Source organism: Neisseria polysaccharea, assembly GCF_963392925.1.
Classification (GTDB): domain Bacteria; phylum Pseudomonadota; class Gammaproteobacteria; order Burkholderiales; family Neisseriaceae; genus Neisseria; species Neisseria polysaccharea.
The window spans coordinates 21,740-36,662 of sequence record NZ_CAUJNZ010000017.1 but is presented as its reverse complement, the minus strand read 5'-3'; the positions used below and the strand labels follow the sequence as shown (position 1 = coordinate 36,662).

Annotated in this window: 16 protein-coding genes and 1 pseudogene; 12 read left to right on the top strand and 5 right to left on the bottom strand. The window is 48.4% G+C overall.

What is annotated here, in order from left to right:
- Positions 1–556 (bottom strand): annotated as a pseudogene (locus RDY34_RS09530) (HK97 family phage prohead protease); the annotation flags it as partial.
- Between the two features lie 112 nt (positions 557–668).
- On the bottom strand, positions 669–1,154 hold the full coding sequence (locus tag RDY34_RS09525) for an LPD3 domain-containing protein (protein WP_301005508.1): 486 nt from the start codon (positions 1,152–1,154) through the stop codon (positions 669–671).
- Positions 1,155–1,204: 50 nt separating this feature from the next.
- Here RDY34_RS09525 and RDY34_RS09520 point away from each other — a divergent pair, with 50 nt between their 5' ends.
- The 7 genes from RDY34_RS09520 (at position 1,205) to RDY34_RS09490 (ending at position 6,502) form a co-directional block, all read left to right on the top strand.
- On the top strand, positions 1,205–1,405 hold the full coding sequence (locus RDY34_RS09520; RefSeq protein WP_162013444.1) for a hypothetical protein: 201 nt from the start codon (positions 1,205–1,207) through the stop codon (positions 1,403–1,405).
- An 81-nt stretch (positions 1,406–1,486) separates the two neighbouring features.
- A complete protein-coding gene (gene prmB, locus RDY34_RS09515; RefSeq protein ID WP_308073797.1) occupies positions 1,487–2,386 on the top strand; it encodes a 50S ribosomal protein L3 N(5)-glutamine methyltransferase in 900 nt (299 codons plus the stop codon).
- 137 nt (positions 2,387–2,523) lie between these two features.
- Positions 2,524–3,261, top strand: coding sequence for a toxin-antitoxin system YwqK family antitoxin (locus RDY34_RS09510; protein ID WP_308073799.1), 738 nt, complete (start codon positions 2,524–2,526; stop codon positions 3,259–3,261).
- Positions 3,262–3,389: 128 nt separating this feature from the next.
- Complete coding sequence (locus RDY34_RS09505) at positions 3,390–3,662, top strand: ACT domain-containing protein (protein ID WP_003680574.1); 273 nt, start codon at positions 3,390–3,392, stop codon at positions 3,660–3,662.
- Between the two features lie 509 nt (positions 3,663–4,171).
- Positions 4,172–4,825, top strand: coding sequence for a DUF6630 family protein (locus RDY34_RS09500; protein ID WP_308074780.1), 654 nt, complete (start codon positions 4,172–4,174; stop codon positions 4,823–4,825).
- A 52-nt stretch (positions 4,826–4,877) separates the two neighbouring features.
- Positions 4,878–6,236 (top strand): PFL family protein, encoded by a 1,359-nt coding sequence (locus RDY34_RS09495; RefSeq protein WP_308074781.1) that lies wholly within the window; start codon positions 4,878–4,880, stop codon positions 6,234–6,236.
- A gap of 71 nt (positions 6,237–6,307) precedes the next feature.
- Positions 6,308–6,502: a hypothetical protein gene (locus RDY34_RS09490; RefSeq protein ID WP_308074782.1), complete on the top strand. Its 195-nt coding sequence runs from the start codon at positions 6,308–6,310 to the stop codon at positions 6,500–6,502.
- Between the two features lie 280 nt (positions 6,503–6,782).
- Here RDY34_RS09490 and alr read toward each other — a convergent pair whose 3' ends face one another.
- On the bottom strand, positions 6,783–7,841 hold the full coding sequence (gene alr, locus RDY34_RS09485) for an alanine racemase (protein ID WP_308075286.1): 1,059 nt from the start codon (positions 7,839–7,841) through the stop codon (positions 6,783–6,785).
- A 221-nt stretch (positions 7,842–8,062) separates the two neighbouring features.
- Here alr and RDY34_RS09480 point away from each other — a divergent pair, with 221 nt between their 5' ends.
- Positions 8,063–8,527 carry an Lrp/AsnC ligand binding domain-containing protein gene (locus tag RDY34_RS09480; RefSeq protein WP_002216720.1) on the top strand — a complete coding sequence of 155 codons (465 nt, stop codon included), beginning with the start codon at positions 8,063–8,065 and terminating at the stop codon, positions 8,525–8,527.
- A 783-nt stretch (positions 8,528–9,310) separates the two neighbouring features.
- Positions 9,311–9,799, top strand: a complete 489-nt coding sequence (locus RDY34_RS09475; RefSeq protein ID WP_003754534.1) for a disulfide bond formation protein B — start codon at positions 9,311–9,313, stop codon at positions 9,797–9,799.
- 56 nt (positions 9,800–9,855) lie between these two features.
- Here the strand turns inward: RDY34_RS09475 and RDY34_RS09470 are convergent, their stop codons facing one another.
- The gene (locus RDY34_RS09470) at positions 9,856–10,584 is read right to left on the bottom strand and encodes a YebC/PmpR family DNA-binding transcriptional regulator (protein ID WP_002238219.1); all 729 of its coding nucleotides are present in this window, start codon (positions 10,582–10,584) and stop codon (positions 9,856–9,858) included.
- 326 nt (positions 10,585–10,910) lie between these two features.
- On the opposite strand from RDY34_RS09470, the gene RDY34_RS09465 reads away from it, so the two are divergent.
- The gene (locus tag RDY34_RS09465) at positions 10,911–12,329 is read left to right on the top strand and encodes an alanine/glycine:cation symporter family protein (RefSeq protein ID WP_308075066.1); all 1,419 of its coding nucleotides are present in this window, start codon (positions 10,911–10,913) and stop codon (positions 12,327–12,329) included.
- Positions 12,330–12,392: 63 nt separating this feature from the next.
- On the opposite strand, the gene trhA is transcribed toward RDY34_RS09465, so the two are convergent.
- Positions 12,393–13,019: a PAQR family membrane homeostasis protein TrhA gene (trhA, locus tag RDY34_RS09460; protein ID WP_308073790.1), complete on the bottom strand. Its 627-nt coding sequence runs from the start codon at positions 13,017–13,019 to the stop codon at positions 12,393–12,395.
- A 143-nt stretch (positions 13,020–13,162) separates the two neighbouring features.
- Here trhA and RDY34_RS09455 point away from each other — a divergent pair, with 143 nt between their 5' ends.
- Together RDY34_RS09455 and RDY34_RS09450 are read left to right on the top strand one after the other, a co-directional pair.
- Positions 13,163–14,521 carry a DUF2868 domain-containing protein gene (locus RDY34_RS09455; protein ID WP_308073788.1) on the top strand — a complete coding sequence of 453 codons (1,359 nt, stop codon included), beginning with the start codon at positions 13,163–13,165 and terminating at the stop codon, positions 14,519–14,521.
- A 61-nt stretch (positions 14,522–14,582) separates the two neighbouring features.
- Positions 14,583–14,891 carry a toxin-antitoxin system protein gene (locus RDY34_RS09450; RefSeq protein WP_308033880.1) on the top strand — a complete coding sequence of 103 codons (309 nt, stop codon included), beginning with the start codon at positions 14,583–14,585 and terminating at the stop codon, positions 14,889–14,891.
- Positions 14,892–14,923 lie beyond the last annotated feature (32 nt).

Genomic DNA, 14,923 nt, shown 5'->3' with positions numbered 1-14,923 from the left:
AATAGGGGAACCTGTAAGGGAAGGGGCATCGGCCGCCGCCGGTGCTTTTTTGTTTGGAAGGGAAATGGCTAAAATATGTAGCATTATGTTCTGTATCGTTGTTTACCGCTTCCGCACCTTTGTCCGCCTTAAAGCAGGTAAACACCGCATCGGGATTGGCAGGGAGGTCGACAAGGCTGATTTCCGTCAGCTTCAGGCCTGTGATTTGCGACTTGTTCAAATCATCGCGGGAGGTAACGCTGCCGCTGATGGGAAAGCCTTTGTAAACGCCTGTTTTGACTTTCGCCACGGCAACGGGATCGACGATATGCGCACCGAAAAAGGTTCTGCCGTCGTCTTCGACGTTGATTTCAATCGCCGTTTCCGCCGCGTTTGAGCCGTGCATCTCGCGCACCGCGCCAAACTTCATATAATCTGGAATCGCTGCCTTCATAGCTGCCGCTGCGATGATTTCACCGTCCGAATCGACCGCCTTGCTTGAGGCATAGCCCCAAACTTTGACCGTGCCGTCGTCCTGCGCCTCCAACTTGGCGATTTCTGCGTATAACTTCGTCATTGGTTTATTCCTGTATGTATAAATAGTATGATGAATTTAAAGCCCTTTTGCAAGGCTGGAAGCGTACTTGCCTTAACGGTATCCGCTCCAGAGCTACACTGCAAAAGGGGCTTTATTCATCCTTCAAGATGAAATAGTTGTAATGTTTATGACCGTCTGGAAACTCCCTTACAATCACGCCGACATTTAAAGACTCATTCCCAACTTTGGCAACGGCACGATACTTATGTGCTGCAATAATATCAGGGCGACCTTTCCTATCCGGATAAGAACATTCATATTTTGCGTAGCGCAATAAGTCATCAAGGTTTGTCATGATGGATAATTCCGCCTGATTTGCCTTTGACGCAGCGTGTTTCACACCTTGACATGTTACCTTCAGTTCATGCCCGCTGCTTTCATTGACATAGCTTTTGCCGACAAAGTTATCCCGCGCATACTGCATAGTCGCTTTACGAAGCTCCTTTGTTTCAGCAAATTCCCCCAATTCGCCGCCCGATACGGAAACAACCTCACCTGCCGTCCATCGCCCGTTTTCATCGCGCGGCTGCCTTTCGCCAGCTTGCCCGTCCGCCCGGCAACGGGAACAACCGCGCACCTGCAATTTGGATGCCCCGGTATCGTCAACGCACCGTGTGAGAAAGGCTCGTGCAAACCGATTACGCCCATCTCGCCGTTGGCATTGCAGACATCGGACATCTTGTCGTCTTTTGCGGTTATCCACTGCTTGCCCTCAACAAGCCCCGATTCCTCCCAGCCTATCAGGTTGCCTATACCGTCCGCCATTGCCGTTTTCGTTCGGGAGATGGTTTTCGCGCGGGCATTTATGTAGATGTATGGGTAGATTGAGTGGTTATTTGGCGATATGAAAAGGTTTGCTTGTTGTTTCTGTTATAATTAAAAGCATCTATACGCAGAATGGTTCATATTATGTTTAATCAGACCGCACAAGAATTGACGACTATCCGCGATGTTTTACGTTTTGCAGTCAGCCGTTTTAATGAGGCAGGGCTCTTTTTTGGTCATGGAACAGATAATGCGCATGATGAAGCAGTTTATTTGATTCTGCATACTTTGAATTTGCCTTTGGATATGCTTGCCCCATATCTTGATGCAAAACTCTTGGAAGCTGAAAAAGAGGAAGTGTTGGCGGTTATTGAGCGGCGTGCCGTCGAACATATTCCTGCCGCTTATTTGACGCGGCAGGCCTGGCAGGGTGAGTTTGATTTCTATGTGGACGAGCGCGTAATCGTACCTCGTTCCTTCATTTATGAATTGCTGGGTGACGGACTTAGACCTTGGATAGAATACGATGAGCTGGTGCATAATGCTTTGGATCTTTGTACCGGAAGCGGTTGCCTTGCCATTCAGATGGCGCATCATTATCCTGATGCCCAAATTGATGCGGTCGATGTGAGTTTGGATGCTTTGGAAGTTGCAGGGATCAATATTGAAGATTATGGTCTGGAAGAACGCATCCAGCTTATTCATACCGATTTATTTGAGGGACTGGAAGGCACTTATGATTTGATTGTTTCCAATCCGCCTTATGTCGATGCGGAATCGGTTGAGTTATTGCCTGAAGAGTATTTGCACGAACCGGAATTGGCGTTGGGCAGCGGGGCGGACGGATTGGATGCCACCAGACAAATTCTTCTGAATGCGGCAAAGTTTCTGAATCCTAAAGGTGTATTGCTGGTGGAAATCGGGCATAACAGGGATGTATTGGAAGCAGCGTATCCGGAGTTGCCTTTTACTTGGTTGGAAACCAGCGGAGGCGATGGTTTTGTTTTCCTCTTGACGCGCGAGCAGTTATTGGGTGAAGAGTGAGTTGGAGGAGAATGCCGTCTGAAGACGATTTGTTTTCAGACGGCATTTTTACGATACGTTGTCTCAGGTTTGACGCTTGGCAGAGAAATCCTTACCATATTGTTTATAAGTTAATTGTTTTTTATATCGCTACCATAATGAAAAAATTATCTCGGATTGTATTTTCAATCGTACTGTTGGGTTTTTCGGCCGCTTTGCCGGCGCAGACCTATTCTGTTTATTTTAATCAGAACGGGAAACTGACGGCAACGATGTCATCTGCGGCTTATATCAGGCAATATAGTGTGGTGTCTGGTATTGCTCATGCTCAGGATTTTTATTATCCGTCGATGAAGAAATATTCCGAACCTTATATTGTTGCTTCAACGCAAATCAAATCTTTTGTACCTAACCTGCAAAATGGCATGTTGATTTTGTGGCATTTTAATGGTCAAAAAAAGATGACGGGAAGTTTCAGTAAGGGTAAACCGGATGGTGAATGGGTCAACTGGTATCCGAACGGTAAAAAATCTGCAGTTATGCCTTATAAAAATGGCTTGAGTGAGGGTACGGGATACCGCTATTACCGTAATGGCAGCAAGGAAAGCGAAATCCAGTTTAAACAAAATAAGGCAAACGGCGTATGGAAACAATGGTATGCTGATGGCAATATCAAGACGGAAATGGTCATGGTTAATGATGAGCCAGCCAAGATTCTGACATGGGATGAAAGCGGTCGATTACTCTCGGAACTGTCTATCCATCATCATAAACGTAATGGAGTAGTCTTAGAGTGGTATGAAGATGGTTCTAAAAAGAGCGAAGCTGTTTATCAGGATGATAAGTTGGTTAGGAAAACCCAGTGGGATAAGGATGGTTATTTAATCGAACCCTAAATTTGATGCCGTCTGAAATATATTCAGACGGCATTCTTATATGTGCAGATTGATGGCATTGTTTCTTGAAAATTTAGCAGTGGTATATAATTTTGGCTTTTAATGAATATCTGCAAGGAGAAAGCTTCGTGAATAATTCAGTCATCACCGTCATCGGCAAAGACCGTGTGGGCATTGTGTACGACGTTTCCAAAATTTTAGCGGAAAACCAAATCAATATTCTCAATATCAGCCAACAACTGATGGATGATTTTTTTACCATGATTATTTTGGTGGACACTTCAAAATGCACCAAATCGCGGCAGGAGGTTTTAGATTTGTTTGCGGAAGAGAGCAAAAAACTCGCGCTTGATATCCGTATGCAAAACGAAGAAATTTTTCAAGCCATGCACCGAATCTGAAAAAAGCAGCCTGCACTCTAGTTTTCAAAGTGCAGGCTGCTTTGAATGTGTTGGAGAACAGGGCAGAGATACCATCGTTACCGGCCGTTCAGGCTGACTGAAAAGAAGGAGTTCCACCATGATAACCCTGCGCCAACCTCTAAACCGGTGAAAAAGCATCGAAACTTTGGTGCGCGAAGATACTGTGTTGCGCGACCATGAAGGCGTATATTTACAATAGACCTGCCTGCCACCCGACACGTTCGAGCTGTTTTACGTAAATAACCGATTAGATGCCAATGCTTTTATGACTGCACGCTACCAAATCGTGATCGATAACAAAGTGATACCGTGTCGTTCAAAGTGTAGAGCGTGGAGCACGGATTTTTGGCGTTTTTGCTGTCGCTTCCTGTGTTTGTGCTTGTCAAACGGCTGATGTTGCGGTAGTGGTTGGGCGGTAAAAACAAATCCAAGCAAAAGGAAATACAGGCAGTCTGCATTTCAAAATACCAAAATACGAGAATATTTCAATGAAACCCGAAAAAATACTGCAAAAAATTGTTACCGAAAACGAATATACTGCGCTGCTGCCATCAGCTTCTCAAAACGAAATATTGCGGGAAGCCCTGTATCAAAACCGTATTTTTCTCTTTTTAGATTGGAAAGGAGAAAGTGGACAGGGTGAGCTTTATCAATTTATCAATGAACGTTTGGTGGCGTTCGGCAAAGAAATACTAAAAGAAAAACCCGATGATTTATATAAAAAATTCGACAAAGAATTTGGTCAAAATTGGAAAAATGGCGATTTTTTGCCCTTTGCTTTCGACTATTTCGACAGTAAACTCAAACGGAAAAAAATGCGGCTGATGCTTTTGGAAAGCGGTAGCGATGACTACACTGTGTTTATTGTTTCGAGCAACGCGTGCAAAAGTTTGGAAAAAATCCAATCTGATTTTTGGGCCTTCCAGAGTCTGAATAAGGCGGCAAATTTCATCTTATATACGGTCGATTGCCCCGCCTGCGGCCAACTGGCGGCATGGGATTTGGCCATAAGCGAGCCGCCTCCATACGCTAATCACGAAGCGGCATACTGCGATTCCTGTTACCAACCCTTATGGGATGCGGACGGTAAACTGTTTGCCGCAGTAGAAGAAACACCGCATTATGTCTCAGAACAAAAATAAATCACAGGCAGCCTGCACCAAATAAAACCCATTCAACAAGGAATCCCCAAAAATGTCCCAAGTCCATTCCAACGAAATCCTCGAAACTATCCGCATGGTTGCCGACCAGCATTTTGACGTCCGCACTATTACCATCGGCATTGATTTGCACGACTGCATCAGCACCGACATCGACGTGTTAAACCAAAACATTTACAACAAAATCACTACAGTCGGTAAGGACTTGGTGGAGACGGCAAAATATCTGTCTGCCAAATACGGCGTACCGATTGTGAATCAGCGCATTTCCGTTACGCCGATTGCCCAAATCGCGGCGGCTACCCATGCTGATTCCTATGTCAGCGTGGCGCAAACTTTGGATAAAGCTGCCAAAGCGATAGGCGTGTCGTTTATCGGCGGCTTTTCTGCGCTGGTGCAAAAAGGTATGTCGCCTTCGGACGAAGTGCTGATCCGCTCCATTCCCGAAGCAATGAAGACGACTGACATCGTGTGCAGTTCCATCAATATCGGCAGCACGCGTGCCGGTATCAATATGGACGCGGTCAGATTGGCGGGCGAAACCATCAAACGCACTGCTGAAATCACGCCCGAAGGTTTCGGCTGCGCCAAAATCGTCGTGTTCTGCAACGCGGTGGAAGACAATCCGTTTATGGCGGGCGCGTTTCACGGCTCAGGCGAAGCGGATGCTGTGATTAATGTCGGCGTATCGGGGCCGGGCGTGGTCAAAGCCGCGTTGGAAAATTCGGATGCAACGACATTGACCGAAGTTGCCGAAGTTGTGAAGAAAACCGCTTTCAAAATTACCCGCGTGGGCGAACTCATCGGCCGCGAAGCCTCAAAAATGCTGAATATCCCGTTTGGTATTCTCGATTTATCGCTGGCACCAACCCCTGCCGTTGGCGACTCGGTGGCGCGCATTCTTGAAGAAATGGGCTTGAGCGTCTGCGGTACGCACGGCACAACAGCAGCTTTGGCATTGCTGAATGATGCCGTGAAAAAGGGCGGCATGATGGCTTCGAGCACGGTTGGCGGTTTGAGTGGCGCGTTTATCCCCGTTTCCGAAGACGAAGGTATGATTGCCGCCGCCGAAGCAGGCGTGCTGACGCTGGACAAACTTGAAGCGATGACCGCCGTCTGTTCGGTCGGCTTGGATATGATTGCCGTTCCCGGCGACACGCCCGTGCACACCATTTCCGGCATCATTGCCGACGAAGCCGCCATCGGCATGATCAACAGCAAAACCACTGCCGTGCGCATTATTCCGGTAACGGGTAAAACCGTCGGCGACAGCGTCGAGTTCGGCGGCTTGTTGGGCTACGCGCCTGTAATGCCGGTAAAAGAAGGTTCGTGCGAAGTGTTCGTCAACCGAGGCGGCAGAATCCCGGCTCCGGTTCAATCGATGAAAAACTGATTGCGGTTTTGATGGGGAAATGCCGTCTGAAAGGCTTCAGACGGCATTTTTGTTTATGGGCATTGGGTAAAATGTCTTTAGAAAAGAATATTGCAAATTTAAAAAATCCCTGTGTCCTTATTTCTGCTTTCTTACGTCATTCTTTTAAAGGAGGGAATCTAGAAACCAAAAAAAAAACAACAGGAATTTATCCGAAACAACAAAAAACCATCCGCCGTCATCCCCACGAAAGCGGGAATCTAGTTTGTTGTTCAAATAAATTCTGAAACTTTAATTTTGTCATTCCCGCGCATGCGGGAATCTAGAAATGAAAAACGACGAGAATTTATCAGAAATGACGGAAACTCAAAAAACCGGATTCCCGCCTGCGCGGGAATGACGAAATTTTAGGTTTCTGATTTTGATTTTCCGTTTTTGCGGGAAGGATGGGGTTTCAGATTGTGGGCATTATCAGTATTTTCTATTTGGCAATGTCTTTTACTGATTTTGTCAAAATGCATTCATGCCGTCTGAAAGGCTTCAGACGGCATTTTCGTTTGGACTCGATTACTCGATATAAGTGAATTTTGCACGTTTGATATTGCACATCAATTCGTAAGGGATGGTTCCGGCCGCTTCGGCAACGGTATTGATGTTGACCGTATCGCCCCACAGTTCGACCTCGTGTCCCAAACCTTCTTGCGAAGCGTCCAGCTCGATGGTCATCATGTCCATAGAGACCCTGCCGATGACCCGGGTCAATTTACCGTCGACGGCGACGGGGGAATTGCTTGGGGCGCGGCGCGGATAACCGTCCGCATAACCGCAGGCAATCAGACCCACGCGCGTAGATTTGCTGGTATAAAATGTTGCGCCATAACCGATAGGGGAGTGCGGCTGTAAAACGCGTTCGCCGAAAATACGGGTTGAAAGCCTCATCACGGGTTTCAGCCTGTCATCGCTGCCTCCGAACGGGGAAATGCCGTATAACGCCAAGCCCGCGCGCCCCCAATCCCTGCGTGCTTCGGGAACATTCAAAATAGCGGCGGAGTTGGCAAGGCTTTCTTCGCCTTCCAGCCCTTCCGTACCCAAATCGAATGCCTCCATCTGTATTTCCGTCATACCGCTTTCGGGTTCGTCCGCACAGGAAAAATGCGAAAACTTGACAATACTGTCCACATATTCCGACTGCTTCAATGCCGCATATGCCGAGGCGTAATCATGAGGGAAAAATCCGGTACGGTGCATCCCTGAATCCATTTTCAACCAGACCTTGACAGGTTTTTTCCAATGACGGGAAAGCAAAGCCTCAAGCTGCCATTGGTTTCCGACTGTCGGCCAAAGCGAGTATTGCTCGACCGCTTCGTACTCCGATGCTTCAAATACGCCTTCCAAAAGGACAATCGGATGGGTAATGCCGCTCTCCCGCAGCCTGATTCCCTCGTCGATTGTCGCCACGGCAAAGCCGTCTGCCAAGTCTGCCAGCGCGAAAGCACATCTGACCGCACCGTGTCCGTATGCGTCGGCCTTCACTACCGCCAATAGCTTGCCTCCGTGCATTTCCTTCAAAATCTGATAATTGTGCCTAAGGTTGCCCAACCTGATCTGCACGTTCAAAGGGCGCATAAATTCATTCCTTACCAAACAAGTGTTTATTAGCAAAATTAAGAAATCAATTAGGGAATTATAATCCAACGGCAAGGCTTTTAAAATATTAAAGACCCTTGTGTCTTCAAGCCGAAGCAGCAGTTTTCAGGTAGGAAGGCGGTTTGCTTTTCCTGATATAATCGCTTTCCCAAATTTATACTCTATTTGTTAAAATCAATAATAAATACAAGGCAATCCAAATGAAAGAACTAGATAAAATCGATTTCCGCATCCTTAAGATCCTTCAACAGAATGCCCGCATCCCGATGACGGAGCTTGCCGAGAAGGTAGGCTTGTCCACCACGCCCGTTACAGAGAGGGTGCGCCGTTTGGAGCGGGAACATTATATTTCCGGCTATCACGCCCACCTCAATCCCCATCTGTTGGGCAAACCGCTATTGGTTTTTGTCGAGCTGAAGCTGCAATCCAAATCGGGCAATATTTTCGAAGATTTCAAAAAAGAAGTGCTGAAAATTCCGCAAATTATGGAATGCCACTTGGTGTCGGGCGAATACGACTATCTGATTAAAGTACGTTTGCCCGATATGTCTGCCTATCGGGATATGCTCGGCAATATTTTGTTACAACTTCCTGCCGCTTCGGAGAGTAGGAGTTATGTTGTGATGGAGGAGGTCAAAGAAAATCCGGTTTTGGATTTGGATTGAATATTTCAGACCGGATATGCGGTTTGACACCTAAATGAAACATAACAACATCACGCACAGAGGCTTGTTGCTTCAGATAAAAAAATGCACACATTCAATAGAATGTGTGCCAAGTCTACAAAGGAGAAATAGAGGAGAAACTATTAACTGACTACTCGAACCAGCTAACGAAATGAATTATGCAGCTTTTCCGGTCAAAAAGCAAGCGTTTTTCTTGTTAAATTTCTTAAAGAATGGAATTTCAAACAATAAAAGTAATTAAATTTCAAAAAAAGCGGAGATAAAAAATGCACACATTCGGTTGAATGTGTGCCAAGTCTACAAAGGAGAAATAGAGGAGAAAAATCAAGCTGCATCAAGCAACTCAACGGCGGTAATTATCCGCCGTTTCTTATCTGCTGTCAATTATTTTTTGAAAATTTACCCGACCGATTCAAATTTTGCAAAAAACTTGCCCGATGGCTATCCGGTAACAAATTCCCTCAAAAGCCCGGCAATCCGCTTATTCAAAAAAATCATATGCTTTCATTGAAATAAACTTTTGATTTTTCTTTATCGGCTGTTGCTTTTGATTCGCTAAATTTGCCGAAATTCAAATCCTCCGGATGTATTTTTTTGCGGGCATTGTGCGGGCAAATCGCCGTTTTGTCCCTTGTCAGGTTTTATGCATATCAGGTAAAACCGAAATCGTCCGCACCTGTCCGGTGTCGATTCGTCCCTTGCCATCTCGGGATATATCCAGCAAAATCGGCATATCGGTATTTTGATTGGTGTGTTGAGAAAATGACCCCGTTATTTAGAAAAGCCGTTTGGCTGCTGTTTGCCGTTTCGGTCTGTGCATTTGCCGGTTCTTTGGCGGCACAGTATATTTTGGGTATGGAGCCTTGCGTTTTGTGTATCAGTCAGCGGTTATGCGTTTTGGCAACCGCATTATGTGCGGCAATTGTCCTGATGTGCAGACCAAGAAGAAGGGCGGGCGGTTTGTTCGGTGCTGTCTTTATCAGCATTCCGGCCGTTACGGGTATTTCTGTTGCGGCATATCAGTTGTGGCTGCAGTCGCTGCCGCCGGGTACGGCTCCTTCATGCGGTGCGCCGTGGACGTTTCGATTGAAGGGCTGGCCTTTGTTTGATTGGTTCGAGCCTGTCGTGCGCGGGTTCGGAAATTGTGCCGAACCGGATTATCTGCTCGGGGTCGCTTTGCCTGTTTGGAGTGCGGCGTATTTTCTGGCGGTTGTTCTGACGGTTTGGTGGGCGTGGGCAAGGGCTAAATAAATCAATGCCGTCTGAAAGGTTCAGACGGCATTGTCGGATGCTTGTGCTATACGGTATCAGTCTAAATTCAGTACGGCAGAAGTATAAACGTCTTGTACGTCGTCTAAATCTTCCAGCGCGTCAATCAGCTTCTGCATCTTGACGGCATCGTCGCCGGAGAGTTCGGTTTCGTTTTGGGCGCGCATGGTTACGTCGCCGTCAACGGATTTGTAACCCGCCGCTTCGAGAGCGGATTTCACGCCCGCCCAATCGTTTGGCGCGGTGATGACCTCGATGGAACCGTCGTCGTTGGCAACCACGTCTTCTGCACCGGCTTCCAAAGCCGCTTCCATCAGCGCGTCTTCATCAACCCCGGGTTCAAATACCAAATAACCTTGATGTACGAAGTTGAACGCTACGCAGCCGTCGGTACCCAAGTTACCGCCGTTTTTGGTGAACGCATGGCGTACGTCCGCAACGGTGCGGGTTTTGTTGTCGGTCAGGCAGTCCACCATCAGCGCTGCACCGCCGATGCCGTAGCCTTCGTAGCGCAATTCGATGTATTCCACACCCTCTAAGTTACCCGTACCTTTGTCGATGGCACGTTGTACGTTGTCTTTGGGCATATTGTTTTCGGCTGCTTTTTCCAGAGCCAGGCGCAGGCGCGGGTTGGCACCGGGATCTCCGCCGCCCATACGCGCCGCAACGGTGATTTCTTTGATTAAACGGGTGAAGATTTTGCCGCGTTTGGCATCTTGACGGGCTTTTTTATGCTGGATATTCGCCCACTTGCTATGGCCTGCCATAGATTTCCTTTCATATTTCAAATAATTAATCTGTTTTTGTCAGATTTTTTACGGTCGGCATTTTAACATAAGTTGCAAGTACCCAAAATATCCTGTTTTATGCCGTGCCGTTGTCGATGCCGTCTGAAAGCGATTTCCTCCGCTTTCCGCTTAAAAATAAAGAAATGTTTTAATTAACGATATTTTACGGTATGATGGCACAGCTTCTCCCCGATTGTTGACAATTGAAGGCATCTGTTGCGGCAAATACGGTCTGCTCGCCGTGTTTCCTTATTGGAATGTCTTGGGGAAAGCAGTCATTTTAATCGTAAGATAAGGTTTATTTTATGGAAAATATATTGTCTGTTCTGGTGGGTACAGTCAATCGGTTCCTTTGGGACTACCTGCTGATTTACGCGCTTTTGGGTATCGGCCTGTTTTTTACGCTGTATCTTGGTGCGCCGCAGATTACCAAGCTGGGTGCGGGATTCAAATCTGTATTCGGCGGCTTGTTTGCCAAAGGCGATAAAGACGATAAGTCTTTATCGCAGTTTCAGGCGTTGGCGGTTGCTATATCCGCGCAAATCGGTACGGGCAACGTCGCCGGTGTGGCGACTGCCATTACCGCAGGCGGGCCGGGCGCGATTTTTTGGATGTGGCTTTCTGCCGTTTTGGGGATGTCCACGATTTTTGCGGAAGCACTGCTGGCGCAGAAATACCGCGTCGTCAGCCACGGCAAATACATCGGCGGCCCCGCGTTTTATATTACGCACGGTTTGACTCCGAAAATCGGCAGGGGCGCGGCGCGTTTTCTGTCGGGCTTTTTCTCTATCGCGCTGATTGTCGCGTTGGGCTTTATCGGTAATGCGACACAGGCAAACTCCATTGCTTCTGCCGTTACCATTGCATTTGATGTGCCTTCTTTGGCAGTCGGTATTGTGCTTGCCGTCCTTGCGGGCATGGTTGTGATTGGCGGCGTGAACCGTATTGCCAATATTGCCCAATTTGTCGTGCCGTTTATGGCGGTTGTTTATATTTTGTGCGCCGTCGTTATCCTGTTTGAATTTTCCGACCATATTGTGCCGATGTTCAACCACATCTTTACCGCCGCCTTCAATCCCGAAGCCGTTTTGGGCGGTGCTGCGGGTATCGGTATGCGCGAAGCGATACGTTTCGGCGTGGCGCGCGGTCTGTTTTCCAATGAGGCGGGGATGGGTTCTACCCCGCATGCACATGCAACCGCGGATGTGAAGCACCCTGTGCAGCAAGGTATGGCGGCATTTGTCGGTGTGTTTATCGATACGATTTTGGTATGTACGGCAACGGCATTGATTATCCTGCTGACTGATGCCAACCTTTCGGGCGAACAGGGCGCGGCGGTTACTCAATTTGCCTTTAACAAGGCATTTCCGGGCTTCGGTTCGCAATTGCTTGCCGTGTGTCTGACCTTCTTCGCCTTTACGACCATTATCGGCTGGTATTATTTCGGCGAGTCCAACATCCGTTTTCTTTTCAGGGGAAGACACTTGGGCATCTATCGCGCATTGGTTCTGTTTGCCATTGTTTTGGGTACGCTCGGCAAAGTCGATTTGGTTTGGAGCCTGTCCGATATGTTCAACGGCTTTATGGTTATCCCCAACCTGATTGCCTTATTCTTGCTGCGTAAGGAAATCCGTGCCATTTATGATGATTATTTGGCACAGAAAAAAGCGGGTCGGGATTTGTCCTATCAGTATGAATTCCACGAGTTCCACGACAAACAATAATGTCCGGCAAACAGAAAACCTCCCAATCTTCAGGATCGGGAGGTTTTGCTTTTCAGACGGCATTCAGATTACATAACCGTACACGCTGACAAATTGGGTGATGCTGCCGCCCAATACGAACAGATGCCAGATTCCGTGCCCGTGTCGGATTTTTTCATCGTTTACAAACCAGTAAATGCCGACGCTGTACAGTATACCGCCTGCCGCCAGCCAAGCCAGTCCTGCCGACGGGAGTGAGGCTGTCAGGGATTTCATTACCGCCAAGACCATCCAGCCCATTACGACATAAATCACAATAGACAGCAGTCGTTTTTCGCTTTTCCGTCCGATGGTAAGTTCTTGTGCGATTCCTGCAGCCGCCAGCAGCCAGGACAGTGAAAATACCGTCCAGCCCGGCCCGTTTCTCAAAGAAACCAGTGCAAACGGTGTGTAGCTTCCGGCAATCAGCACATAAATCATGCAGTGGTCGGTTTTTTTCAAAATGCTTTTCAGTTTTCCGGCTGCAATTCCGTGGTACAGCGAGGAACTCAAATAGAGCAGAAGAAGGCTGATGCCGTAAACCGATACGCTGAAGATACGGTAGCCGTCCCCGTGTCCTATGGTTTTCAGCAGCATCAGCGCCAAACCTGCCGCCGCCAGAATCAAACCGCTCAAATGGCTGTAAGTATTGAAGCGTTCGCCTGCATACATCGCACAATCTTTCGGGAAAGTAGAGGCAGTCAGTTTACGCCGATACTTTTGCCCCTGTGTGAGATTTACTCTTTGCCTACACTGTGAATATTCTTGAAAATGCGTGTGTTAAAATCTGTTTTTTTATTTTCAGACGGCATTTTATGTTGAATCCATCCCGAAAACTGGTTGAGCTGGTCCGTATTTTGGAAGAAGGCGGTTTTATTTTCAGCGGCGATCCCGTACAGGCGACGGAGGCTTTGCGCCGCGTGGACGGCAGTACGGAGGAAAAAATCATCCGTCGGGCGGAGATGATCGACAGGAACCGTATGCTGCGGGACACGTTGGAACGTGTGCGTGCGGGGTCGTTCTGGTTGTGGCTGGCAGCAGCGATGTTTACATTTTTTACCGGTTTTTCCGGTGCGTATCTTCTGATGGACAGCCAAGGGCTGAATTTCTTCCTGATTTTGGCGGGCGTGTTGGGCATGAATACGCTGATGTTGGCGGTATGGTTGGCAACGTTGTTCCTGCGCGTGAAAGTGGGGCGGTTTTTCAGCAGTCCGGCGACGTGGTTTCGGGGCAAAGACCCTGTCAATCAGGCGGTGTTGCGGCTGTATGCGGACGAGTGGCGGCAACCTTCGGTACGTTGGAAAATAGGCGCAACGTCGCACAGCCTGTGGCTCTGCACGCTGCTCGGAATGCTGGTGTCGGTATTGTTGCTGCTTTTGGTGCGGCAATATACGTTCAACTGGGAAAGCACGCTGTTGGGCGATTCGTCTTCGGTACGGCTGGTGGAAATGTTGGCATGGCTGCCGTCGAAACTCGGTTTCCCTGTCCCCGATGCGCGGGCGGTAGTTGAAGGTCGTCTGAACGGCAACATCGCCGATGCGCGGGCTTGGTCGGGGCTGCTGGTCGGCAGTATCGTCTGCTACGGCATCCTGCCGCGCCTCTTGGCTTGGGTAGTGTGTAAAATCCTTTTGAAAACAAGCGAAAACGGCTTGGATTTGGAAAAGCCCTATTATCAGGCGGTCATCCGCCGCTGGCAGACGCAAATCGTCGATGCGGATACGCGCCGCGAAACCGTGTCCGCCGTTTCGCCGAAAATCGTCTTGAACGACGCGCCCAAGTGGGCAGTCATGCTGGAGACCGAATGGCACGAAGGGACATGGTTTACGGGCAGGCTGGCGCAGGAATGGCTGGATAAAGGCGTTGCCGCCAATCGGGAACAGGTTGCCGCACTGGAAGCGGAGTTGAAGCAGAAACCGGCGCAACTGCTTATCGGCGTACGCGCCCAAACTGTGCCGGACCGGGGCGTGCTGCGGCAGATTGTGCGGCTTTCGGAAGCGGCGCAGGGCGGCGCGGTGGTGCAGCTTCTGGCGGAACAGGGGCTTTCAGACGACCTTTCGGAAAAGCTGGAACATTGGCGTAACGCGCTGACCGAATGCGGCGCGGCGTGGCTGGAACCAGACAGGGCGGCGCAGGAAGGTCGTCTGAAAACCGAAGCGGGGCTGCATAATGGATAGTGAAGCGCAACGGAGACACAACAGGCGCATTGCTTCAATTAGAACGGGCAAAGCGTGGCTGATGAATGACAGCAAATGGCAAAAAATTTTCGATGTGGTTTTTGCAGAAACAGGGCAACAGTTTGCCAAAGCCAAAATGTTGGGCGATGAGCGGATGTATGATATGCGTTTGGAAACTTATTCGGAAGATTTACGCGGTTACAGTGATGATTGGATTGCCGGCCCGCTGAAGTTGTCCGAAATCGAATATATTGAAACAGTCCTGCCTCCTGATGTCTGCGCGGCTCGCCTGACCCAAGCCATACGGGAGCGTGGGCAATACGAATTTGAAATAAAAGACCAAACCTTGACAATATACGGATACTTATAAAGGTCGTCTGAACCCCATCTTTCTTATCACAA

Coding starts and splice junctions, on each gene's coding strand:
- prmB (WP_308073797.1), top strand. CDS start 1,487: ATGTTTAATCAGACCGCACAAGAATTGACGACTATCCGCGATGTTTTA.
- RDY34_RS09510 (WP_308073799.1), top strand. CDS start 2,524: ATGAAAAAATTATCTCGGATTGTATTTTCAATCGTACTGTTGGGTTTT.
- RDY34_RS09500 (WP_308074780.1), top strand. CDS start 4,172: ATGAAACCCGAAAAAATACTGCAAAAAATTGTTACCGAAAACGAATAT.
- RDY34_RS09495 (WP_308074781.1), top strand. CDS start 4,878: ATGTCCCAAGTCCATTCCAACGAAATCCTCGAAACTATCCGCATGGTT.
- RDY34_RS09490 (WP_308074782.1), top strand. CDS start 6,308: ATGTCTTTAGAAAAGAATATTGCAAATTTAAAAAATCCCTGTGTCCTT.
- alr (WP_308075286.1), bottom strand. CDS start 7,841: ATGCGCCCTTTGAACGTGCAGATCAGGTTGGGCAACCTTAGGCACAAT.
- RDY34_RS09480 (WP_002216720.1), top strand. CDS start 8,063: ATGAAAGAACTAGATAAAATCGATTTCCGCATCCTTAAGATCCTTCAA.
- RDY34_RS09475 (WP_003754534.1), top strand. CDS start 9,311: ATGACCCCGTTATTTAGAAAAGCCGTTTGGCTGCTGTTTGCCGTTTCG.
- RDY34_RS09470 (WP_002238219.1), bottom strand. CDS start 10,584: ATGGCAGGCCATAGCAAGTGGGCGAATATCCAGCATAAAAAAGCCCGT.
- RDY34_RS09465 (WP_308075066.1), top strand. CDS start 10,911: ATGGAAAATATATTGTCTGTTCTGGTGGGTACAGTCAATCGGTTCCTT.
- trhA (WP_308073790.1), bottom strand. CDS start 13,019: ATGTATGCAGGCGAACGCTTCAATACTTACAGCCATTTGAGCGGTTTG.
- RDY34_RS09455 (WP_308073788.1), top strand. CDS start 13,163: ATGTTGAATCCATCCCGAAAACTGGTTGAGCTGGTCCGTATTTTGGAA.
- RDY34_RS09450 (WP_308033880.1), top strand. CDS start 14,583: ATGAATGACAGCAAATGGCAAAAAATTTTCGATGTGGTTTTTGCAGAA.